Origin of the sequence: Nocardiopsis sp. MT53 (assembly GCF_019598965.1) — a bacterium.
Taxonomy (GTDB): Bacteria; Actinomycetota; Actinomycetes; order Streptosporangiales; family Streptosporangiaceae; genus Nocardiopsis; species Nocardiopsis changdeensis.
Genome location: NZ_CP080599.1, coordinates 2344350 through 2365041, shown reverse-complemented (window position 1 = coordinate 2365041; position 20692 = coordinate 2344350). Strand labels below are relative to the sequence as shown.

Annotated in this window: 27 protein-coding genes and 1 pseudogene; 23 read left to right on the top strand and 5 right to left on the bottom strand. The window is 72.4% G+C overall.

Features of this window, described 5'->3' with window-relative positions; genetic code table 11:
* Window positions 1-14: 14 nt before the first annotated feature.
* Entirely contained in the window at window positions 15-1250 is a 1236-nt protein-coding gene (locus K1J57_RS10455) for an MFS transporter (RefSeq protein ID WP_255647152.1), read from the bottom strand.
* A 728-nt stretch (window positions 1251-1978) separates the two neighbouring features.
* Window positions 1979-3304, bottom strand: coding sequence for a CynX/NimT family MFS transporter (locus K1J57_RS10450; protein ID WP_220564231.1), 1326 nt, complete (start codon window positions 3302-3304; stop codon window positions 1979-1981).
* Between the two features lie 192 nt (window positions 3305-3496).
* Between K1J57_RS10450 and K1J57_RS10445 the strand changes: the two genes are divergently transcribed.
* The 4 genes and pseudogenes from K1J57_RS10445 to K1J57_RS10430 all read left to right on the top strand — a co-directional run.
* Window positions 3497-3982: an Lrp/AsnC family transcriptional regulator gene (locus K1J57_RS10445; protein ID WP_220564230.1), complete on the top strand. Its 486-nt coding sequence runs from the start codon at window positions 3497-3499 to the stop codon at window positions 3980-3982.
* Between the two features lie 131 nt (window positions 3983-4113).
* On the top strand, window positions 4114-4953 hold the full coding sequence (locus K1J57_RS10440) for an EamA family transporter (protein WP_220564229.1): 840 nt from the start codon (window positions 4114-4116) through the stop codon (window positions 4951-4953).
* A 154-nt stretch (window positions 4954-5107) separates the two neighbouring features.
* On the top strand, window positions 5108-5890 hold the full coding sequence (locus tag K1J57_RS10435) for an amidohydrolase family protein (protein ID WP_220565447.1): 783 nt from the start codon (window positions 5108-5110) through the stop codon (window positions 5888-5890).
* Between the two features lie 46 nt (window positions 5891-5936).
* Window positions 5937-6437: pseudogene (locus K1J57_RS10430) on the top strand (AMP-binding protein); the annotation flags it as partial.
* A gap of 10 nt (window positions 6438-6447) precedes the next feature.
* Here the strand turns inward: K1J57_RS10430 and K1J57_RS10425 are convergent.
* From K1J57_RS10425 to K1J57_RS10415, 3 genes are all read right to left on the bottom strand, one after another.
* Window positions 6448-8109, bottom strand: coding sequence for a recombinase family protein (locus K1J57_RS10425; RefSeq protein WP_220564228.1), 1662 nt, complete (start codon window positions 8107-8109; stop codon window positions 6448-6450).
* A gap of 77 nt (window positions 8110-8186) precedes the next feature.
* A complete protein-coding gene (locus K1J57_RS10420; protein WP_220564227.1) occupies window positions 8187-8495 on the bottom strand; it encodes a hypothetical protein in 309 nt (102 codons plus the stop codon).
* A gap of 292 nt (window positions 8496-8787) precedes the next feature.
* The gene (locus K1J57_RS10415) at window positions 8788-9276 is read right to left on the bottom strand and encodes a hypothetical protein (RefSeq protein ID WP_220564226.1); all 489 of its coding nucleotides are present in this window, start codon (window positions 9274-9276) and stop codon (window positions 8788-8790) included.
* A gap of 202 nt (window positions 9277-9478) precedes the next feature.
* On the opposite strand from K1J57_RS10415, the gene K1J57_RS10410 reads away from it, so the two are divergent.
* The 19 genes from K1J57_RS10410 (at window position 9479) to K1J57_RS10320 (ending at window position 20659) form a co-directional block, all read left to right on the top strand.
* On the top strand, window positions 9479-9769 hold the full coding sequence (locus K1J57_RS10410; RefSeq protein WP_220564225.1) for a helix-turn-helix transcriptional regulator: 291 nt from the start codon (window positions 9479-9481) through the stop codon (window positions 9767-9769).
* Window positions 9766-9978, top strand: a complete 213-nt coding sequence (locus K1J57_RS10405) for a hypothetical protein (RefSeq protein ID WP_220564224.1) — start codon at window positions 9766-9768, stop codon at window positions 9976-9978. The genes K1J57_RS10410 and K1J57_RS10405 overlap by 4 nt, the downstream gene beginning before the upstream one ends.
* Window positions 9979-10049: 71 nt before the next feature.
* The gene (locus tag K1J57_RS10400) at window positions 10050-10511 is read left to right on the top strand and encodes a hypothetical protein (protein ID WP_220564223.1); all 462 of its coding nucleotides are present in this window, start codon (window positions 10050-10052) and stop codon (window positions 10509-10511) included.
* Window positions 10508-10843, top strand: coding sequence for a hypothetical protein (locus K1J57_RS10395; RefSeq protein WP_220564222.1), 336 nt, complete (start codon window positions 10508-10510; stop codon window positions 10841-10843). Before K1J57_RS10400 ends, K1J57_RS10395 begins: the two co-directional genes overlap by 4 nt.
* Window positions 10840-11157, top strand: a complete 318-nt coding sequence (locus tag K1J57_RS10390) for a hypothetical protein (protein ID WP_220564221.1) — start codon at window positions 10840-10842, stop codon at window positions 11155-11157. Before K1J57_RS10395 ends, K1J57_RS10390 begins: the two co-directional genes overlap by 4 nt.
* Complete coding sequence (locus K1J57_RS10385) at window positions 11150-12130, top strand: hypothetical protein (protein WP_220564220.1); 981 nt, start codon at window positions 11150-11152, stop codon at window positions 12128-12130. The genes K1J57_RS10390 and K1J57_RS10385 overlap by 8 nt, the downstream gene beginning before the upstream one ends.
* A 1-nt stretch (window position 12131) precedes the next feature.
* Window positions 12132-13283, top strand: a complete 1152-nt coding sequence (locus tag K1J57_RS10380; protein WP_220564219.1) for a hypothetical protein — start codon at window positions 12132-12134, stop codon at window positions 13281-13283.
* Window positions 13284-13343: 60 nt separating this feature from the next.
* The gene (locus K1J57_RS10375) at window positions 13344-14078 is read left to right on the top strand and encodes an exonuclease domain-containing protein (RefSeq protein ID WP_220564218.1); all 735 of its coding nucleotides are present in this window, start codon (window positions 13344-13346) and stop codon (window positions 14076-14078) included.
* Window positions 14075-14266, top strand: a complete 192-nt coding sequence (locus K1J57_RS10370; protein ID WP_220564217.1) for a hypothetical protein — start codon at window positions 14075-14077, stop codon at window positions 14264-14266. The genes K1J57_RS10375 and K1J57_RS10370 overlap by 4 nt, the downstream gene beginning before the upstream one ends.
* Window positions 14263-14676: a hypothetical protein gene (locus tag K1J57_RS10365; protein WP_220564216.1), complete on the top strand. Its 414-nt coding sequence runs from the start codon at window positions 14263-14265 to the stop codon at window positions 14674-14676. Before K1J57_RS10370 ends, K1J57_RS10365 begins: the two co-directional genes overlap by 4 nt.
* Complete coding sequence (locus tag K1J57_RS33975; RefSeq protein WP_277615498.1) at window positions 14673-15422, top strand: hypothetical protein; 750 nt, start codon at window positions 14673-14675, stop codon at window positions 15420-15422. Before K1J57_RS10365 ends, K1J57_RS33975 begins: the two co-directional genes overlap by 4 nt.
* Window positions 15419-15637 (top strand): helix-turn-helix domain-containing protein, encoded by a 219-nt coding sequence (locus tag K1J57_RS10355; protein ID WP_220564215.1) that lies wholly within the window; start codon window positions 15419-15421, stop codon window positions 15635-15637. Before K1J57_RS33975 ends, K1J57_RS10355 begins: the two co-directional genes overlap by 4 nt.
* Window positions 15634-15960 (top strand): hypothetical protein, encoded by a 327-nt coding sequence (locus K1J57_RS10350; RefSeq protein ID WP_220564214.1) that lies wholly within the window; start codon window positions 15634-15636, stop codon window positions 15958-15960. Before K1J57_RS10355 ends, K1J57_RS10350 begins: the two co-directional genes overlap by 4 nt.
* Window positions 15957-16499: a hypothetical protein gene (locus tag K1J57_RS10345; protein WP_220564213.1), complete on the top strand. Its 543-nt coding sequence runs from the start codon at window positions 15957-15959 to the stop codon at window positions 16497-16499. Before K1J57_RS10350 ends, K1J57_RS10345 begins: the two co-directional genes overlap by 4 nt.
* 65 nt (window positions 16500-16564) lie before the next feature.
* Window positions 16565-16852, top strand: a complete 288-nt coding sequence (locus K1J57_RS10340) for a hypothetical protein (RefSeq protein ID WP_220564212.1) — start codon at window positions 16565-16567, stop codon at window positions 16850-16852.
* Window positions 16849-18813 carry an AAA family ATPase gene (locus K1J57_RS10335; protein ID WP_220564211.1) on the top strand — a complete coding sequence of 655 codons (1965 nt, stop codon included), beginning with the start codon at window positions 16849-16851 and terminating at the stop codon, window positions 18811-18813. The genes K1J57_RS10340 and K1J57_RS10335 overlap by 4 nt, the downstream gene beginning before the upstream one ends.
* Before the next feature lie 258 nt (window positions 18814-19071).
* The gene (locus K1J57_RS10330) at window positions 19072-19317 is read left to right on the top strand and encodes a hypothetical protein (protein WP_220564210.1); all 246 of its coding nucleotides are present in this window, start codon (window positions 19072-19074) and stop codon (window positions 19315-19317) included.
* 110 nt (window positions 19318-19427) lie between these two features.
* Window positions 19428-20303, top strand: coding sequence for a hypothetical protein (locus K1J57_RS10325; RefSeq protein WP_220564209.1), 876 nt, complete (start codon window positions 19428-19430; stop codon window positions 20301-20303).
* Complete coding sequence (locus tag K1J57_RS10320; protein WP_220564208.1) at window positions 20300-20659, top strand: hypothetical protein; 360 nt, start codon at window positions 20300-20302, stop codon at window positions 20657-20659. The genes K1J57_RS10325 and K1J57_RS10320 overlap by 4 nt, the downstream gene beginning before the upstream one ends.
* Window positions 20660-20692: the final 33 nt, after the last annotated feature.

Here is a 20692-nt window from a genome sequence, read left to right as displayed (position 1 = left end):
GGCCCGGGGACGGTTCACGCGACGGTGACGTCCTCGGGCCGGGGCAGGTCCCGCATGACCGGGGAGAGGCTGAACAGCGCGGCCAGCCCCGACACCACGGCCATGGACAGGAACACCCAGTTCGGCCCCGCGGCGTCGAACACCAGGCCCACGCCGAGGATCCCCACCGGCTGGGACACCAGGCACATGAACGTGACCGCGCCCAGCACCCGGCCCTGGTACTCGTCGGTGACCGACGCCGCGATGTAGCCGTAGAACACGGCGTTCACGCACGGGACGATCGCGAACACGCAGCCGACCAGCAGGCCCAGGGACAGCACGTTGGGCGCGACCACCAGCGCGAGCGCGCACACCGGGGCCGACCAGGCGGCGGCCAGGAACGTCGCCGAGGGCCGCACCAGTTTGATGACCGGCCCGGCCGCCAGCGCCCCGACCAGGCCGCCGGCGCCGGCCAGGGACACGGTGAGGCCGATCTGGAAGTGGCCCGCCCCCTGGCTCTCGGCGGTGGCGATGAGCGCCAGGAAGGCGCCGGTCTGGGTGAAGGCGACGTTGAAGCCGACGATCCACATCAGCATCGGCCGCAGGATGGGGTGCCGGGCCAGGAACACGAAACCGCCCACCATCCCGCGCAGCGTCCACGGTTCGCGGGCGCGGTACCCGGACGCCTGCATGGGGCGCCGGATGAACAGCACCAGCGCCGCCGACACCAGGTAGGCCAGCGCCTCGACCAGGAACGGGAAGGCCCGGCCCAGGTTGAACAGGAACCCGGCGACGGGCGCGCCCAGCGCGCTGGTGCTGAAGAAGCGGATCTGGTTCTGGGCGGAGGCGTCCGCCACCTGCGGCGGAGGCACCAACTGCTTGATGGCGGCCATGGCCACCGGGTTGGAGACGCCCATGAGCGCGGAGGAGCACACGGCGACGGCGATGATGACCGGGAAGGAGGTGTTCCCGCCGAGCAGCACGATCCCGAACACCCCGAGCAGGACGAGCCGCCCCAGGTCGCAGCAGAGCAGGACGGCGCGCCGGTTGGAGCGGTCGGCGAGCGAGCCTCCGACGACGGCGGTGACCATGGTCGTGACCACCTGGGCGGCGCCGATGATCCCGGCCTGGGACGCGGACCCGGCGAGCATGAGGCACAGCAGCGGGTAGGCGACCTCTCCGCTCTCCTTGCCCAGTCCGGCGAAGAACCGGCTGGTCCACAGGGCCTGGAAGTCCCGGTTGCGGATGAGCGGGGGCGGGTCGGCCGCGATCGGGGGCGGGGCCTCCGCGGCGGCGGGCGGGCGGGGCCCGCGCACCGCGGGGCCGGGGGCGCGGGGGCCGGCCCGGCGGGCGGCGGCGCGTCCGCGCCGGGGAGCGGAGGGCGGTCGGCCGTGCCGGGCACGGGGGAACGCCGGACGGTGAGAGCGGGGTGAAAACGGAGTTGGTCCGCCGCCATGGTGATCGACTCCCCTGAGGGTCCCTCCGGTACCGGGGATGACGCGATGCCGGCCTGTTCTGCTCGATGGGCGCGTGCGGGGCCGTCTACGGGCCGGCCGGCGCACACCGTCTCCGGGGTCAGGGAAGCCTCCCCGGGGGCTGTCCGGGGGGTGAGGTCGTCATACCGCCATTATGCTTGCGTTCCCAACATTAAACGTCTTTCCGGTGTCGGTTCGCGCACATCGGCGTTTCCCGTCGGAAACCTTCTCTCCGCAGGTCGGAAAAGGTCTCCCCGGCGGCGGACGTGCCTCCCGGAGTCCCCATAACACAGGGCTTCCCGACGTGGCCACGTCCGGCCACGAACCTCCGGGAAATCGGCCCGGAATCCTCTTGACCGGAGAGTGGGAACTCCGTTCATGTGTGCCGCGAAGAAACCCGCGAGAATGCAGGTGCACGTGAAATACGTGCTCTACATGGGGAAAAAGAGAAAAGAGAACCGCGTGGGGCTCCTGGGTGAGAACCCCACGCGGTGGCCGTGCCGGGGCGGTCGCCCCGGGTGCGGTCAGTCCCGCCGCTCCCCGGAGCGGTGTCCGCCGGCGGAGCGCCGCCCACGGCGCGCGGGCCGCTGCCCGGCCGCGGCCGCCTCGACCGTCCACGGGGTGCGTTCGAGGTAGGCCACCACGGCCGCCCCGGCCAGCGATCCGCCCGCGACGAGCAGGTACGACAGGGTCCACCCGCCGGTCAGCTCCGAGAGCAGGCCGAACAGCAGCGGGCCGCCCAGGGCGACGCCGCTGCCCACGCCCTGGACGAACCCCGACAGCGAGGCCGAGCCCCGGGCCGTGGTGGCGCGGGTGTTGACCATGGTCATGACGACCACGAACAGGCTCGTGCCCAGGCCCAGGAAGCACGTCCACAGCGGGGCCAGCCAGGCCGGGCCCGCGGCCAGGCCCAGATATCCGACGGCGTACCCGGCCACGCCCAGCGCGACGATCGGGAACGTGTCGGCGGCCCGGGCGGTGGCCGTCGGCGCGACCAGCCCGAACAGCAGGCTCACCCCGACCATGAGGGACACCATCGTCCCCGCGTAGGCGGAGGTGTGCCCGGCGTCGGTGAGCAGCGTCGGCAGCCAGGTGAACAGGGTGAAGACGTTCCAGGTGACCAGGCCGAACAGCAGTGCCATCCGCCATGCCATGCCCACCCGGTACAGCGGGCGGGCCAGTTCGGGTCCCTGGTCGGCGCGGGCGGTACGGCCGGTGCCGCGCCCGTCCGGGAAGGCCCACCGGGCGATCCAGAGCAGGCCCGCGACCAGGGCGACGACCGCCCAGGAGCCCAGCGCGACCCGCCAGCCGAAGGCCTCGGCCAGGGGCACCGCCACCAGCGGCGGGAACAGGGCGCCGAGGTGGATGGCGACCATCTGGACCGTGCTCAGCGCGGCCAGCCGGTCGGGGAAGTACTGCTTGATCAGCGGGGGCAGCACGACGTTGCCCAGGGCGGCCCCGGTGAGCGCCACTGCGGTGAGCAGCAGCAGGGTGCCGGTGCCGGGGGCGAAGGCGCGCAGCGCCTGCCCGGCGGCGGTGAGGAGCATGCTGAGCACGACCGTGGCCTCGGAGCCGATCCGCCGCATGATCAGCGGCGTGACCAGACCGAACACGGCGAAGGCGATCAGCGGCAGTGTTCCGAAGACACCGATGACCGTGGCGGTGAACCCGAACTCCGCGGAGATCGTGGTCAACAGGGGTGACAGAGAGGTGACCACCAGGCGCAGGTTGAGCGCCGCGCAGGCGATGGCCACGAGGGCGAGGATGCGGCCCCGGCGGGCTGTGGTGGGCGCCGGGGCGGGCCGTACCGACGGTCGGTCGGCGACGGCCGTCATCGACGAGGGTGACATAACGGCGACGGACGTCCCTTTGTTCAGCGGTGGTGCGGCGTTGCACCAGAGCCAGGCCGACCGGCGAGCGTCATCGCCTGCCTCCGAAGGGTCTCTTCTCGGGCGAGCCAAATACGACCTTGTCGCCTAAATGTTAGGCATAGCTCGGCTGTATACACAACTTTCCGTACTTAATACGGCTAAGATGCACATATGGCTGATCTCGACGAACTTGATACGGCGATCCTGGCCGAACTCCAGGCGGACGCACGGAAGACCAACCGCGATGTGGCCGCCGCGGTGGGCGCCTCGCCCACGACGACCCTGGACCGCACCCGCGCACTGCGGGAAAGGGGTGTGATCCGCGGCTCACTGCTGGACGTGGACCTGGAGCTCATCGGCCGCCCGGTGCAGGCGCTCATCACCGTGAGCGTGGACAAGCCCTCGCGGCACAACATCGAGGCGTTCCGCGACTGGGTGCGCTCGCTGCCGGACACGCTGTCGGTGTTCGTGACCTCCGGCAGCGAGGACTTCCTCATCCACGTGGCGCTGCCGGACAACAACAGCCTCTACGCGTTCGTCATCGACAAGCTCACCGAACGCCCCGAGGTGGCCGACGTGCGCGCGTCGATCGTGTTCGAGCACCTGCGCAACGACCGCATCGCCCCCACCAACGCCCGCGCCCGCCGCCGGGCCTGAGCCCGGCCCCGCGCGGCCGCACCGCCGGCGGGCGGCGGGCGGCGGGCGACAGGGGCCGGCGGGCGGCCGCGCACCCGGGAGGGGCCGGGAGTAGGGTGGGCGGCCTTGTCCGCCACCGAGACGAAACCTCCATGACTCCTGTGATCGTGGCCGCGGTGCTCCTCGCCGCGCTGCTGCACGCCGCCTGGAACGCCATCGCCCACGGCATCACCGACCGGCTCCTGGGCTTCGCGCTCATCGGCCTGGGCGGCATGGTCCCCACCCTGCCGCTGCTGTTCGTGGTCGGCCCGCCGCCCCGGGAGGCCTGGCCGTTCCTGACCGCCTCCGTGCTCACCCACCTGGTCTACTTCGGCCTGCTGATGGTCTCCTACCGGAGCGGCGAGTTCGGGCAGGTGTACCCGCTGGCCCGCGGCACCGCCCCGTGGGTGGTGGCGCTGGTCGGGGTGACCCTGCTGGGCGAGACCGTGTCCGTGCCCCACCTGCTGGGGGTGCTGGCCGTCTCCGCAGGGCTGATGACCCTCGTGTTCGCCGGCGGGCGCCCCTCCCGGGCGCAGCTGACGGCCCTGCCCGCCGCGTTCGCCACCGGCCTGGCCATCGCCGCGTACACCGTGGTGGACGCCTACGGGGTGCGCTTCACCCAGGACCCGCTGGGCTACATCACGTGGATCATGGTCCTCCAGGGACCGGTGTTCTTCCTGGTGGCGGTGGCCACCCGGCGGGGGAGGCTGCTCCGGCAGCTCCGGCCGGTGTGGAAGGTCGGGCTGGCGGGCGGCGCCATCAGCGCGGCCGCCTACGGGATCGTGCTGTGGGCCCAACTGAGCGGCGCCCTCGCGGGGATCGCCGCGCTGCGCGAGACCAGCATCGTGTTCGCGGCGCTGCTGGGCAGCCTGCTGTTCAAGGAGCGCTTCGGGGCGGTGCGCGTCGCCGCCTCCGCGATCGTCGTCTGCGGGGTCCTACTCCTGGCCTCCTGAACGGGATTCGGCCATCCGCCTCCCCGGGCTGGTCCGCGGCCGGTCGCCCTCGTATCGTGTCCGTGTGACCGACGTCTCAACGGAGTCAGACGCCGTCCGCCGCCACTGGCAGGGCCTGGGCCTGCCCGGGCTCGTGGACGTGCACACCCATTTCATGCCCGACAACGTCCTGCGCAAGGTGTGGGCCTACTTCGACGCCCTGGGCGGCTACTGGCCCATCACCTACCGGGACGACGAGGAGGCCCGGGTCGCCCGGCTGCGGGGGTTCGGCGTGCGGCGGTACACCTCGCTGTTCTACGCCCACCGCCCCGGCATGGCCGCCTGGCTCAACGACTGGGCCACCGGGTTCGCCGCCGGCCACCCCGACTGCCTGCACAGCGCCACCTTCTACCCCGAGCCCGAAGCGCGCGACTACGTCCCCGCCGCCATCGCCGCGGGCGCCCGCGTGTTCAAGGCCCACGTGCAGGTCGGCGGCTACGACCCGCGCGACCCCCTGCTCGACGCCGCCTGGGGCGCGCTCGCCGACGCCGGGATCCCCGTCGTGGTGCACTGCGGGTCCGGACCGCAGCCCGGCGAGCACACCGGGCCGGGCCCGTTCGGGGAGGTGCTGCGCCGCCACCCCGGACTGACCGCGATCATCGCCCACGCCGGGACCCCCGAGTACACGGCCTTCCTCGACCTGGCCGAGCGGTACCCCGGCGTGCACCTGGACACCACCATGGTGTTCACCCGCTTCACCGAGCGGAAGGCCCCCTTCCCCGCGGACGGGTACCCCCGGCTCAAGGACCTGGCCGACCGCGTCCTGCTCGGCACGGACTACCCGAACATCCCCTACCCCTACGTGGAGCAGCTCGACGCCCTGGCCGGCCTCGGCCTGGGCGACGACTGGATGCGCGGCGTCCTGCACGACAACGCCACCCGACTGTTCGACCTCTGACGCGCCCGCACCGCGCGGAGCCCGCACGACGCAGAGAAAGGCCGCCATGGAACTCGCGCTCACGCCTTTGGAGTTCGCCCGCCGGACCCGCAGGCTGCACCCCGACCGGCTCGCGGTGGTCGACCGCGGCCTGCGGCTGACCTACGAGGAGTTCTTCGACCGCTGCGACCGGTGGTCGTCGGCCCTCCAGGGGATGGGGGTGTCCCCGGGCGACCGGGTCGCCTACATCGCACCCAACACGCACGCCCAGCTGGAGTCGTTCTACGCGGTGCCGCAGCTGGGGGCGGTGCTGGTGCCGGTGAACTTCCGGCTGACCGCCGAGGACTTCGTCTACATCGTGAACCACTCCGGCGCGAAGGTGCTGTGCGCGCACGCCGACCAGCTGGACGCGGTCGACGGCGTGCGCGACCGGATGCCGGGGGTGGAGCGGTTCGTCGCGCTGGAGGGCGCCCGGGAGGGGTGGGAGGACTACGAGGCGCTGGTCGCGGGGTCGGACCCGGCGTTCGACCGGCCCGGGATCGACGAGCACCAGCTGCTGACCATCAACTAGGTCGCATCTACAGGACCTTTTTCAGGGCACGACGGCGCGCTTCGATCGCCGCCTTCGTGTTCCCCGTGTAGTCGTGGCTGACGTCGTGCCGGTGCTCGGTGCCATCCGCCAGCCGCACGACGATCCACGCCTTCGTGGCCGACTCCCGGAACATCTCGATCCTCTCCACCAGCTGATGCAGTAGCTCGCGCTGGTGCGCCAGCGGCAGCGACGCCCATTCCTCCACCAGGCCGCGCGCCACGGGGATGTACTCCGCCGGGTCCGCCTGCTGGGCGCCCTCCAGCTCCTCCAGCCGCGCGGCCGCGGCGGCCCGCTCGGCGTCGAGCTTGCCGCGCCGGTCCGCGTACTCGCTCTTCTCCATGTCGCCGTCCATGTAGAGGTCGACCAGGCGCCCGATTTTCCGGTCGAGCCGCTCGACCTCCTTCCGGGCCTGGTCGGTCTCGTCCACGACGGGAGCGGCCGGGGCCTCCTCCTGCTCCCGGGCGCGCTCCGCGGCCGCGGCCTCGAGGTCGTCGGCCCACGCCGCAATGTCGGCCAGGAGGTGAGGGACGACCACCTCCTCACGGACGGTCCGGGCAGCACACCGGCCGAAGCTGGCCCAGCCCACGCACTTGTACTGGATCTTCCCCTGATTCGGGGCGCCCTTCATGCGGTCGCCGGAGTGCCCGCACTGGAAGATCCCGCCCGACAGGAGGTGCTTCGCCGTGCGGTCCGCGACCGGAGCCGCGGCCCGGCGCGCCGACCGCTCGAGGTAGGTCTCCCACGCGTCGACGGTGATCATCGGCTCATGGGCGCCGGGGACACGGATGCGCTGGGTGCAGCCGCCGCGGTGCCGGCGGGGGTGGTCGCGGGTGCATGCGGGGTCGTGCATCTGGAGCTGTCCGGCCATGAACCCGGCCAGCATGACGCCGCGGACGGTGGTTTCGGCCCAGGGGCCACCGGCGATGGTGACCAGGCCGCGCCGGTTCCACTCCCGGGCGATGGGCTTGTACCCGGACCCGTTGTTGTACGCCTCGAACGCCCACACCGCGTGCGGGACCATCTCCTCGATGGGGAGGTATGCCTCCTGGGTGTTCGGGTCTCGGAACGACCCGGGGCCGACCGGGTTCGGGATGCGGCCCACGTGCTCGTATCCCCAGCGGGGGCCGCCGCGCGCGGGGAGGCCCTGGTCGAGCCGCCATGTCCACGTCTCCGCCCAGGACTCCGCCATGCGGTCGGACTCGAACGCCGCGATCTCCATCAGCAGGCCGCGGCTGAGCTTGCCCACGGACGTGGAGGCGTCGATGTCCTCGGTGGCGGACTCCAGCTCGCCGCCCGCCCTGTTCAACCGGCCCAGGTTGACGACGTTACCGGACCGGTCCCGGCCGAACCGGCTGTACTTCCAGACGATCACGTCGCGGGCTTCGCCGGCCTCGACGCGCTCGATGACGCTCATGATCCGCCGTTGCCAGTACCGGCCGGACTCGTCGAGGTCCTCGACCCAGTCGACGATCCAGCGGCCGTTCCGGCGGGCCCAGTCCTTGATGGCCTGCCGCTGGATCTCCGGGCTGATCATCTCCTCGCGGCTCTTCGACACGCGGATGTAGCCGATGGCGGGGATGAGGTCCAGGGGGACTCCGGCGGCGCCGGGCGGCCGCGGGAGGGTCAGGGTCGGGGGTGTGTGGTTCACGTGCTGCTCTCTCCTCGGGTTGGGGGTGGAGCTCGAGGCCCCCGCCGGAGCTCCACCCCACGATGCCGCCCCGGGGGTTACCGGGAGGGGGTGAGGATTGGTCCGGCGGTGTGGCTGTGCGGCCACGGGCGCATGAGGCCCAGGGCCTCCATGCGGAGGATCAGGCCCATGTCGACGATGGTCAGGTCTCGCCACCAGTGCGCCTCTGCGTACCCGACCGGGTCGATGAGCGGGTCCGGGACGCACAGCATCTGCCAGACGGCCGGGCGCGCGGGGTGGTCGGCCGGGAGGTTCAGGTAGGCCCGTTCGATGCGTTCCGGGTCGTCGACGTAGCGGAGGTTGATCACCACCAGGCAGTGCCCATCCCCCACTTCGTAGATGTGCATGGTCTCCCCGCGGGGGAGGTCTCCGAGGGTGATGCTGATCGGCGCGGGGTGAACGCGGGGCCGGGGGTAGTGCAGGGTGTTGGCCGGTCGGCCGGAGCGTGCGGGGCGGGGGATACGACAAGGGTCCACTATGCCTCCTGGTGGGTGCGTGGGGACCCAATCGTAGGGCGAACCCATGTTCGAGGCCAGGGTTTCGAGGCATACCGCCGAAAAACTGGACACGCTACTACCTGGTGTTACTACGGGGAGTGAGGTTTACCTCCATCTAGGCCAAAAGCGGACAGTTTTCGTGTCAACCCTCGTCTCCGGACCGGGCGCGCCGGCCCCGGCGGCGTTCGAGTTCGGCGCGCTTCATGTTCGCGAAAAGGGTCATCTCGGTTCTCAAGCGCTCCGCTAGGGCGGCCTCGAGTTCCTCGCGCTCCTCGGGGTCCAGGTCCTCGCTGTCCTCCTCGATCTCCCGAATGACCGTGTAGGCCGCCTCCCCGAGCGGGGTGGAGAGGACGCGCTGCTCCTGCTCGACCGTGGGCCCTTCGAGGGGGACCGGGTTGCCGCCGTTGAGGACGGTCTGAGCCGAACCGGGTTCCCACTGGAGGGTGTGGTCCAGGCGCTCCAAGGTCTCCTTGGTGAGGGGGGCGGTGCCGAGTCGGGCGCGGCGGAGGGTCTCGAGGGGGATGCCGCGGGCGGCGATCTCGGTCCAAGTCCAGCTCTTGCGGCGTTTGCGCTGGTCGATGAGACGTCCGAGGCGGAGTCGCTCGGGTGAGGGTGCGTATGGGGAAGCCATGGGGTCGAGGGTACAGACGGTACCCATTAGGTACCCAATCGAGGCCGGATTCTGCCAATTTTTGGGCCGGTCTTGACTTTCCCCGGATGACGAAAACCCCTTAGCCACAGGGGTTGTAGCGCACGAGCGTTCGGGTTCCGGCCTATCCCCACCGACATAAAGGTGTATCCCTATGGTGAACCCATGGGGTACCGTCCTACCCATGACCTCACCACGAACTCACCACGACGAGGGCGCGGAGAACCTGGTCTTCGATCGGGTGGCGTTCCGGAAGGCACGCACCCGCGCCGGACTCTCCCTCGCCCGCCTGGCCAGGGAAATCGGACGATCCGAGTCCGGGCTCAAGAAGCTCCAGTCCGGTCACCGGACGCGCCCCCACCCGGACACCTACCTCCGGATCATCGGCCGTCTCGGGCTCTCCTTCGGGGATCTGTGGCTCGACACCCCACAGGCTCCTCACCACGAACACCCCATGGGGAGTGAGGCCGCATGAGCGCGCACCCGCCCGAACTTGCTCGCCGTATCCGGGCCGCCGGTCGCATCCTCGCGGACGCCCGCCGGGTCCGGGATTCCCTCTCCCCGCGGGAGGCCGCCCTCCTGGCCTACCGGCCCGGCGGGCCGTCCGTGGACGAGCTGACGGAGATGAACGAGCGCTGGCGCGCGGAGGCCCTGGCCGCCCGCTCCGCCCAGGCCGCCGCCTGACCCCACCCATGAAAACGGCCCCCTCCCGGCTGCATCCGGGGCGAGGGCCAAGTCGAGAAAGCGAGTTCTCTGTGAATCAGCCTACCAACCCCGCCTCCGCGGCCACCCGCCGCGCGTGGGACCTCATCGTGCAGGCGGGCGCGGCCCTGGAGGACGCCCTCCAGGACACCCCCGTCCCGGGCACCCCCCACGACGAGATGCCCGTAGCCGACCAGATCACCCACGCCGCGCACGTCGTGACCCACCTCCGCACCCTGGCCGACCGGACGCCGGTCGCCTGGTCCATCCAGGTCCCCGCGGGCGACGAGATGCACGTCGAGGTGTGGGGGACCCTGCACGACGGGATCACCGTCCCCAACGGCACCGTCCGGGAGACCGTCGCCGCGTGGGCTGAGGTGATCGCCGCGCCGGTGGAGGAGCACCGCACCGCCTCGGGCGGTGTCGAGCTGATCGCCTGGGGCCAGGTCGATGGGGTGCCGGTGCAGCTGTCCGGGCACATCTCCTCGCGCGCCATCGCCGGGGGTGCCCGGTGAGCCACGACACCGCCATGGCCCTGCTCCCGATGTTCGCGATCGGCGCTGTCCTGCTCGGCATCGTCCTGGGCTACCTGCTCGGGTGCGAGGGCACCCTCCTGTCCCAGCGGATGGCGGCCGCCGCCATCAAGCGCGCCAACCGGGCGCGCCGGGTCGCCCGCCAGGAGCGCGCCGCCGCCGCCCAAGCGCAGTCCCAGCGCGACGACGCGCTCCGCCAGCTGGCCGCCGCTGAGGCCGTGATCTCCGAGACCACCCACGCCGTGCAGCGCGCCGGGCAGGTCCCGGACCTCGAGCCCCCGGCCGGACGCCACCACGTGGGGGGTGCCCGGTGAGCGCCTCCGACTGGACCGACCCGGCCGACGTCGCGGCCATGTCCGCCACCTGGGCGGAGCGCAAGGCCGCCCGCACCGAGGCCCCCCGCGCCCGCCGGCGCCTGCGCGCCCGCGCGGCCCTGTCCCGCATCCCCGCTGCCTGGCTGGCGGCCGCGACCGCCGAGCCCTGCCGCCTGTACCTGGGCTCCCAGGGGCGCCGGTGCGGCCGCCGCCCGACCCGCCTCTACATCCAGGGCCGCCGCTGCTGGTGGCACGCCCCCCGCCCCACCCCCACCCCGACCGTTCACGACCAGGAGGAGGCCCTCAGTGCCTGACCTCGACCTCCCCGACCGCGCCGTCTGCGACGTGTGCAGCGGCGAGTACCCCGTCACCAAGACGGGCACCCTGCGCAAGCACAAGTGCGACGGTGGCGACGGGATCAAGATGCCGTGCCCCGGCGGCGGCCGCCCGGTCGGCCCGGCCCGCATCCCGCGCCGGTCCACCGCGGGGTTCTACAAGTGCCACACCACCGGCGCCATGCTCCGCTCCGTCACCACCATCCTCGGACAGGGCTCTCCCAAGCCCGCCCTGGTGCACTGGGCCGGGAACCTGGTCGCGGAGACCGCCATGGAGAGCCTGCCGCGGCTGGTGAAGGCGTCCCGCCGGGAGGAGACCCGGGTCGAGGCCTACGACTGGCTCCGCCGCGCCCACACCCGCAAGAAGGACGAGCGCGCCGAAGTCGGCTCCGCGGTGCACGCGCTGATCGAGGCTCACGTCCTCGGTGAGCCGGTGCCCGAGCAGCTGCTCACCGACCCGGAGACCGCGCCCTACCTCGAGCACTTCCGCCGGTTCGTCGACGACTTCGAGGTGACCTTCGAGGCGTCGGAGATGGTCGTGGCCAGCTACACGGAGAGCTACGCGGGCACCCTCGACTACCTGTTGCGCTCCCCCCACATCGCCGGTGGCGCCCTCCTCATGGGCGACACGAAGACCGGCGGGGAGTTGGACGTCAAGGGCGTCTACCCCGAGGCCGGAGTGCAGATGTCCGCCTACGCGCACGCCGAATACGGGTGGCTCCGCGACGGCACGCGGGTGCCGTTCCCGGCCGACGAGGTCCACGACGTCGGGGTCGTCCTGCACCTGCGTCCGGAGGGGTACCGGCTCATCCCCGTGAAGTGCGGCCCCGAGGTGTTCGAGGCGTTCCGCCACATCCGGCACGTGGCCGACTTCAACGCGGACCTGTCCCCGCACCTGGTGGGCGACGCCCTCCCCGTGCCCACCCACACCACCACCAGGAAGGCGGCCTGACGTGCCGATCCTCGACATTCAGCAGCGCATCCGGGAGCTGGGCCGCATCCGCATCGGCCAGGTCCTCCCCACCAAGAACGGCCGGACGCGTCCGGCCAAGCTCGATCGGTTCCGCCTCACCTCCGCCAGCCGCCCGCTGCTGGAGAAGGTCGCGGAGCTGTACGGCGGCCAGGTCCAGCCGTGGACCCCGGCCAACGGCGGCCCCTCCCAGTGGGAGGTGTTCACCACCGCCGACCGGCTCCCCGTGTACATCCCGCCCCAGCCGGTCACCCAGTGGTACGAGCTGTGGTCCGGGGGCGGGTGCCAGCGCCGTTGCGACGGCCGCACCGAGGTCCTCCGCGACATCATGTGCCCGTGCGGCCCCGACCCGGAGGCCCGCGAGTGCAAGCCGACCACGCGCCTGAACGTCGTCCTGCGCGACGTGCCCGGCGTCGGGGTGTGGCGCCTCGAGAGCCACGGCTACTACGCCGCGGTGGAGCTGCCCGGGGTGGCAAACATGCTGGCCCAGACCGGCGGCTACGTGAGCGCGTGGCTGGCGCTGGAGGAGCGCACCGCCAAGCGCGACGGGCAGACCCGCACGTGGATGGTGCCCACGCTCGAAGTGGACGCCACCCCCACGGCCCTGATGGCCGGTGAGGGCGGCATCGCCCCGGCGGTGTCGGCCGGGAAGGGCCCGGCGGAGATCGAGGCGCCGCCCCAGCGGGACTGGATCGCGGAGGCCTCGGAGGCCCCCGACTTCGACGCCCTCCGCGCGCTGTGGGCCCAGGCCCAGGCCGCCGGCGCGCCCGACTCGGTGGCGGCCGCGATGAAGGCGCGCGCCGCGGAACTCCGGCAGCGCGCCGAGCCCGAACCCGCCGCCCCGGCCCCGGCGCCGGTTGCTCCCCCGGCCGCGCCGGAGCCGGACGCCGACGCCATGTGGATGGCGTGCGTCGCCGCCGCCCCGGACGACTGGTCGACCACGGAGCTGATGGAGGCCTACTCCGCCCAGCACGAGGGCGCCCTCGTCGACGACGCCACCGGCGCCCAGCTGGCCGCGTTCGCCGACGCCCTCCGAGCCGGTCGGGTGCCGCGCCCCGGCGTCCCCGGCGAGTCCGTCGCCCAGGTCGTCGAGGACCACACCCCCGCCCCCGCTGGCGACCGCCCCCCGTTCTGACCCCCCCGGGCCGGGGGAGGCGCACCCTCCCCCGGCCCCGCACACCACCGAGAGGCACGCATGACCTGGCACACCGGCGCCCTGTGCGCCATCGACGCCGAGACCACCGGCGTCGACATCGAATCCGACCGCATCGTCACCTGGTCGCGGTGGACCATCGACCCCGCCCAGGGGAAGAAGGTCCACTCCGGGTGGCTGATCAACCCCGGCATCGACATCCCCGACGAGGCCGCCGCCATCCACGGCATCACCACCGAGCACGCCCAGGCCCGAGGCCAGCACCCCGCGTCCGCCGTGCGGGAGATCGCCGGGGACCTCCTGCACTGGGCGGAGCAGGGCGCCGTCACGGTGGCGTACAACGCCCCGTTCGACCTGTCCCTCCTGCACCGGGAATGCTTGCGGTACGGGCACCACCGGGAGGCCGCCGGGATCGCCGCCATCCGGCCCGTGGTCGACCCGCTGGTCCTGGACAAGGCCGTCGACAAGTACCGGAAGGGCTCGAGGAAGCTGGTCGACGCCGCCCGCCACTACGGCATCGACCTGGCGGAGGAGGACGCCCACGGGTCCGCCGCCGACAGCTTGGCCGCCGCCCGGGTGGCCTACGTGATCGCCTCCCGGTACGACCACATCGGCCGGATGCCGGTCGCTGACCTGCACGGCATGCAGGTCGAGTGGAAGCGGGACCAGGCGGCGGGGCTGGAGCGGTGGCTCCGCAAGAACGACCCGGCCGCCACGGTCGCCCGCGACTGGCCGTTCATCCCCGCCCCGGCTGTGGTGCAGGAGCAGATCCGATGAGCGCCGTCCTGCCGCCCGCGGCCGCCTGGCTGGAGACCCGCTACGACCGCGCCCAGCGGCTCCGCGTCGCCCGGGAGGAAACCCTCCGCCGTCTCGCTGGCACCAGCGACCCGCACCGCCGCGCCAACCTCCGCCTCCACCTGCACAACGTCAACGCGGCCCTCAGCCGACTCGGAGCGACCTCATGACCACCCTCTCCCGCCTCATGTCCCACTTCGCCGCCATGGGCGAACGCCTCTTCCTCCACCCCCTCGAGCAGGCCCGGCTCGTCGACGACCTGGCCGCCGCCCGCATCGGGGCCACCCAGACCGTGCCCGTGCGGGTCCGGCTCCAGGTCGGCACCCACAAGGCCCGCACCGTCACCGCCGCCTACCTCGACGACCCGGCCACCGCCCACGCGGAGGTCGCCCAGGCGCTCCGCAAGCTGGCCGGCGAGATCGAGGCCCCGGAAACCGCGTGGGCGCTCGTGCCCGCCGCGCCGGAGGAGGACGACGCCCCGGCCGTGGTCGAGGTCGAGGTGTCCGACGTCGACGGCGAGACCGGACCCGTCACCACCTGGACCGAGCCCGCCGACGACACCGAGGAGCAGACCCGATGACCACCCCGACCGCCGACCCCGCAATGGGCACCGCCCCCTACAAGGTGGGCGACCGCGTCCGCACCACCGCCCCCGCACCCTCCACCCCCGGGTTCCCCGCCGACTACGCCGTCCCGGTCGGCACCCCCGGCACCATCGCCAACATCGGCGCCTACGGCGGCTACGGCGTCCTCCTCGACAACGACCCCCACCAGCTCCCCGCGCACTACGACGCCGACGAACTGGTCCCGGCCGGCACCATGTTCGTGCTGGGCCTGGACCTGTCCCTCACCTCCACCGGTGTCGCCTCCTCCCTGGGGTGGGCCGAACGCATCCGGCCCCGCCAGCTCCGCGGCCTCGAGCGGCTCCGCTACATCCGCGAGCGCATCACCGGATACGCCCGCCCCTACTCGCTGGCCGTCCTCGAAGGCCCCGCCTACGGGCGCGCCACCCAGGCCGGGCACGACGAGATGGCCGCGCTCCGCTGGATGGTGAGGGACGACCTCGACCGCCTGGGCGTGCCCGTCGCCATCATCCCCCCGTCCACGCTCAAGCTCTGGGCCACCGGGCGCGGCAACGCCGACAAGGTGTCCATGACCAAGGCCATGTCGGCCCGATTCCCCGACGTGGAGATCACCAGCAGCGACGAGGCCGACGCCCTGGCCCTGGCCGACATGGGCAACGCCTGGGCCACCGCCGCCCCCCTCACCCCCGCCCAGGGCCGAGCGGTGCAGGGCGCCACCTGGCCGGAGGTGATCACCCAGTGAGCGCCCCACACCCGATCATCGCCCAGCTGGCCGCCCACCGCCGCGCCCATCAGATCACCCTCAAGGACACCGCCGCTCACGCTGGCTACGCCCTGAACACGATCTACCGGTGGGAGAAGGGCCTCAACGTGCCCGACCTCGACGGCCTCACCGACTACGCGGCCGCCCTGGGCTACGACATCACCCTCACCCCGAAGGGAGACCCCAAGCAGTGAGTTCCGAGCGATCCCGCACCGTCACATGCATCTGCGGATGCGGCCGCACCGGACCCCACCACGGCCGCGGCCTCATCACCGCCTGCTGGCACCGCGAGAAGTACCACGGCCGCCTGAACGACTGGCCCCTCACCCAGGCCCCGGTGAACCGGCCCATGCGGCTCATCTCCGAATCCGTCCGCGGCCGCCTCGAGGACTACCTCGAACTCCGGTCGTGGGGGGTGCCCGTCCCCGAGGCCGCCCGCCGTCTCGGCGTCAGCGAACGCACCATCACCCGCTACAACTCCCACCTCCGCGCCCAGGAAGAGAGCCGCGCAGCATGACCACCCCGAAGATCGACGCCAAGATCACTGCGCAGGTCGGGGACGTCCTCGACCCCCACATGGACACCCTCATGGCCAAGGCCCGCGCCGGCCAGGCCGACGAACTCCTCATCGTCGGCACCCTCCGCCCCGTCGAGCGCATCGAGCCCATGGCCGGAGAGGACAAGGAGGCCTCCCTCAAGCTCCGCCTGTCCTCGGTGGAGATCCCCGACGTCGACCAGGCCGAGGCCGTCCGCGAAGTGCAGCGCGCCCTGTGGGTGACCCGCACCGCCACCGGCACCCTCGACGAGGAAGGCGAGATCCGCATCGCCAAGCACACCCTCCGGCACGCCGGGCGGGACGTCGCCAGCCTGGCCGCCGCCCGCCTGCGCGCCGGGGTCGAGCAGTGGCAGCACGAAGCCCACAAGGCCACCGTCGCCCACCTCTCCGCGAGCGAGATGTGGCACGAGATGGAGCGCATCTCGACGGGCCTCCTGGTCCTCCTGGGGCAGCGCCCCGACGCCGACGAGGACGGCGAACAGCTGGCCCTGGACGAGTAGACCGCCGACCGCACCGGCCCGCCCCCACCCCACCGGGGGCGGGCCCCACACCCCGGGGGGACCCCATGACCGACACCACCGTCACCGTGACCGTGCGCATCCGCCTCACCGTGCGCGACGGACACGCCGAGACACCCCACCCCACCCAGGAACACGGAGGCCTCTCCCCCGTGCCCGCCGGGTGCTGCGTGCTCCTCGACGTCGGTGACGCCCACCGCATCACCCAGCGCACCGCCCGCACCCTCGCCGGAGCCCTCCGAGCCGCCCACCACATCGACGTGATCGGCACCCACGCCCCCACCATCAAGGGCATCCGCGCCGCCATCGCCCGAGCCCTGGAAGGAACCCGTTGACCACCGCTCTCGACCGCGTCCGCCAAGCGCTCGAGGCCGCCGGATGCAACCCCCGGGGAAGCTCCCAGCTGTCCGCCCGCTGCCCCGCCCACGAAGACCGGGAAGCGTCCCTGTCCGTCGGCTACGGGAACAAGACCGGAACCCTGGGCGTGTCCTGCCACGCCGGATGCCACGCCGAAGACGTCGTGGCCAAGCTCGGGCTGGCCATGGGCGACCTCTTCGACGAGGACACCCGCCGCCCCCAGTGCCACCACGACAAGCCGTGGAAGACGTTCGACCAGGTCGCCGGATACGACTACAAGGACGAGAACGGGTACATCCTCTACGTCCAACGCCGCTTCCGGTGCCCGAACTGCGGCGCCAAGTCGTTCATGCCGCACAACCCCGCCACCACCCGCCCCGGCCTGCCCCGCGGCGTGCGCGTCCTCTACAACCTCGCCGCCGTCCGCCAGGCCGCCACCACCGGCGGAACCGTCTACGTCGTCGAAGGCGAGAAGGACGCCGAAGCCCTCATCCGCCTCGGACACGTCGGCACCACCGCCGTCAACGGCGCCAAGGCCCGATGGGAGGACGGATACACCGAAGCCCTCCGCGGCGCCCACGTCATCATCATCGCGGACAACGACGAACCCGGCATCGAGCACGCCCGCAAGATCGCCGCCGCCATCACCGGCGCCGCCGCCAGCGTGCGCACCGTCCGCTCCCCCCTCGACCGCAAGGGCGCCGACCTCTCCGACCACCTCGCCGCCGGAGGCACCCTCGACCAGCTGGTCGACCTCGACACCGCCCCGGCCCCGGCCGACACCACCCACCCCGAACCCCAGGAGAACACCGCGCCGGGGGAGGAGCGGCGCCTCCTCCTCACCCCCGCATCCAAGATCCGCATCCGCCGCGTCCGCTGGCTCTGGGACACCACCCCCGAAGGCCAGCCCCCCACCAGCCACGGCCGCATCCCCATGCACTCCCTCGCCATCGCCGCAGGCGGCCCCGGCCTGGGCAAGTCCCAGTTCGCCGCGTGGATGACCGCCCGCATCACCACCGGCACCCTCCCCGGGGAGCTATGGGGCAAGCCCCGCGCCGTCATCTACGCCGCCACCGAAGACTCCTGGGCGTACACCATCGCCCCCCGGCTCATCGCCGCCGGCGCCGACCTGGATCTCGTGTTCCGCATCGACGTCGAGGACGACCAGGAAGCCCACGCCCGCCTCACCCTCCCGAGGGACATCACCCGCCTCGGGCAGGCCGCGGAGCTCTACAGCGTCGCCCTCCTGGTGGCCGACCCGCTGCTGTCCCTCATCGACGGCAAGATCAACGACCACCGGGCGAACGAGGTCCGCCAGGCCCTCGAGCCGCTCGTCGCCGCCGCGGACCGCTACGAGTTCAGCATCCTCGGACTCGCCCACTTCACCAAGAGCGGCTCCGCCGACCCGCTCGCGCGCATCGCCGGGTCCGGGGCGTTCGGGCAGCTCATCCGCGCCGCCATCGTGTTCTCACGGGTCGAGGACGCCGACGACGACGGCCCCGGCGAGTTCGTCATGTCGCTGGAGAAGAACAACCTGGGCCGCCTCGGGCTCCCCTCGCACACGTACACCATCCAGCCCGTCACCGTGGAAATCCCCGACGAAACCGAACCCGCCTACCTCAGCCGGTTCGTGCTCGGGCCCGAGACCACCGCGACCAGCGTCAAGGAGCAGATGCAGGCCAGCCTGCACCCCGACATGGACGCCTCCACCACCGCCGACGCCGCCGTGTGGCTCCGCTCCTACCTCGAGGACATGGGCGGGTCCGAGCTGGCCGCGGACATCAAGAAGGCCGGGAAGGCCGCCGGGCTCTCCGACTCCGCCATCGACCGCGCCAAGCGCAAGCTGAAGATCGTCTCCCAGATGACCGGGTTCGGGAAGGAGAAGCGCGCCTACTGGACCCTCCCCGATGCCGTCCCGAACACAAACGCCGCCGCATGACGCTCATGACACACAGACACAGACGGACATGACGACATTGGGCCTGACCTGCACAAACACCTGACGAGTATGTGACGGGATTGACGACATTGGGGCTGACCTGCACAAACACCGACCGCGGAACACATAACCGCAGGTCAGCCCCAATCCCGTCAATGACACCAAACCCGTCACCATATCCGTCACACAAAACCCCAGGTCAAACCCAATATCACCAATAACATCATCTTTTTTTAATTAGAGAGGCCCAGAACCCCAATGTGTTCTCCCACCACCGCCGAACTCGCCGCCCGCGCCCAACAGCTGCATGCCACCTCCGCCCGCAGCTCCCTCGAGCGGAAGGCGGCCGGGTGCGCTGCGGTCGTGCTCACCGACGCCCGCAGCATCACCGGCGCCCGCCGCATGCTCCGCACCAGCAACCTCCCCGACGACCTCCGCGACGCCACCCTCGACCTCATCGACCAGCTCGCCGCTCGGTCGGCCGACCCACCACAACGACGTTAGGCACCACCCCCATGGGCACCACCGACCACCAGGCGCTCGGTCGGCCCCCGGCCCGCGCGCACGTAGCCGTCCCCCGTCCCCGTCCCCACCCACAGGAGGAGCACCACCCCATGACCACCCCGGGCCTGTGCCGCACACCCGAATGCGAGCGGACCACCACCACGGCCACGCTCGTGTGCGACGCCTGCACACACCGGCTCGCCGTCGCCCTGGCCGACGTCCCCGGCCTCCTGGCCGAACTCGACGTCGAGATCACCCGGCAGGCCCGCCGGCCCCGCCCCGCCGGCCACACCCGGCCGACCGAGCCCCCGCTCCCGCTCGACCTCCACGCCTCCGAAGCCCGAGACGTCCTCGTGCGCACCCTGGGCATGTGGCGCCGAACCCTCGCCGGAGACGCCCAGGAAGCCCCAGGACGCCCCATAGGCCCGTTCTGCCGTGCCGGGTGCGGCCACCCCTCGTGCGCCCGCCGTCGCGCCGCACAGCCGGTTCCGCGCGGGGCCACGGTCGCCGCACTCCTGCGCACCCTGATCCCGGACATCCGCCGCCACCCCGAGGGCGGGCACCTGGTGGACGAGATCACGGCCGCCGTCGACCAGGCCCGGTATCACCTCTACGGAGCCGACACCCCGGGCTACACCCTCGCCGGGCTCTGCCCCGACTGCGGCCGCCCCGTCTACGCCCGCCCCGACGCCGCCACCGCCCAGTGCCACGACCGCGACTGCCTCGGGCTCGTCGACACCGCCCAGTGGCGCACCGACGTCCGCGCCCAGCTCGCCGCCCAGGTGCTCCCCCTCACCGAGGTCCGCCAGGCCCTCACCACCCTCGGGCACCCCGTGCCCCTCGGGACCCTGAAGAGCTGGGCGCACCGGGGCAGGCTCGTGCCCTGCTGGGCCACCGACGACGGCCGACAGCGGCCGCTCTACCTCGTCGAGGACGCCCTCGCCCTGCTCACACCCACCACGACCGAGGAGACCCACACAGCATGACCGCCCACCCCATCGGCACCGTCACCGACGACGGCCGGATCACCTGCGACCTGTGCACCACCTGGGCCACGTCCGAACGCCTCGACCCGGTCGGCGCGCTCACCCAGCACCGCGCCACCCGCCACCCGGGCGCGCGCCCGGCCGCGCCCGAGCCCACCCGGCACCCCGCCGGGATCGTCCTCGGGGCGCTTATCCTGGCCGTGTTCGGCCTCCCCGCCGCCGCGGCCTGGGTGGCCGGCGGGTGGTGGCTCGCCGCCGCCGGCCCGCTCACCCTGGTCGCCGCGTTCGGCGCGTTCGGCATCAGCCGCGACGCCACCCGGGCCCCGCGCGACGCGCGCGGCAACCGCCTTCGCTGACCCCCTGCACTACCGAACCGAGAGGACCACGAC

Excerpts from the sequence above, each read along its gene's own strand:
- K1J57_RS10330 (WP_220564210.1), top strand. The coding sequence starts at position 19,072 with ATGTGTTCTCCCACCACCGCCGAACTCGCCGCCCGCGCCCAACAGCTG.
- K1J57_RS10440 (WP_220564229.1), top strand. The coding sequence starts at position 4,114 with ATGACTCCTGTGATCGTGGCCGCGGTGCTCCTCGCCGCGCTGCTGCAC.
- K1J57_RS10410 (WP_220564225.1), top strand. The coding sequence starts at position 9,479 with ATGACCTCACCACGAACTCACCACGACGAGGGCGCGGAGAACCTGGTC.
- K1J57_RS10325 (WP_220564209.1), top strand. The coding sequence starts at position 19,428 with ATGACCACCCCGGGCCTGTGCCGCACACCCGAATGCGAGCGGACCACC.
- K1J57_RS10340 (WP_220564212.1), top strand. The coding sequence starts at position 16,565 with ATGACCGACACCACCGTCACCGTGACCGTGCGCATCCGCCTCACCGTG.
- K1J57_RS33975 (WP_277615498.1), top strand. The coding sequence starts at position 14,673 with ATGACCACCCCGACCGCCGACCCCGCAATGGGCACCGCCCCCTACAAG.
- K1J57_RS10445 (WP_220564230.1), top strand. The coding sequence starts at position 3,497 with ATGGCTGATCTCGACGAACTTGATACGGCGATCCTGGCCGAACTCCAG.
- K1J57_RS10370 (WP_220564217.1), top strand. The coding sequence starts at position 14,075 with ATGAGCGCCGTCCTGCCGCCCGCGGCCGCCTGGCTGGAGACCCGCTAC.
- K1J57_RS10375 (WP_220564218.1), top strand. The coding sequence starts at position 13,344 with ATGACCTGGCACACCGGCGCCCTGTGCGCCATCGACGCCGAGACCACC.
- K1J57_RS10450 (WP_220564231.1), bottom strand. The coding sequence starts at position 3,304 with ATGTCACCCTCGTCGATGACGGCCGTCGCCGACCGACCGTCGGTACGG.
- K1J57_RS10405 (WP_220564224.1), top strand. The coding sequence starts at position 9,766 with ATGAGCGCGCACCCGCCCGAACTTGCTCGCCGTATCCGGGCCGCCGGT.
- K1J57_RS10435 (WP_220565447.1), top strand. The coding sequence starts at position 5,108 with ATGCCCGACAACGTCCTGCGCAAGGTGTGGGCCTACTTCGACGCCCTG.
- K1J57_RS10345 (WP_220564213.1), top strand. The coding sequence starts at position 15,957 with ATGACCACCCCGAAGATCGACGCCAAGATCACTGCGCAGGTCGGGGAC.
- K1J57_RS10420 (WP_220564227.1), bottom strand. The coding sequence starts at position 8,495 with ATGCACATCTACGAAGTGGGGGATGGGCACTGCCTGGTGGTGATCAAC.
- K1J57_RS10365 (WP_220564216.1), top strand. The coding sequence starts at position 14,263 with ATGACCACCCTCTCCCGCCTCATGTCCCACTTCGCCGCCATGGGCGAA.
- K1J57_RS10415 (WP_220564226.1), bottom strand. The coding sequence starts at position 9,276 with ATGGCTTCCCCATACGCACCCTCACCCGAGCGACTCCGCCTCGGACGT.
- K1J57_RS10320 (WP_220564208.1), top strand. The coding sequence starts at position 20,300 with ATGACCGCCCACCCCATCGGCACCGTCACCGACGACGGCCGGATCACC.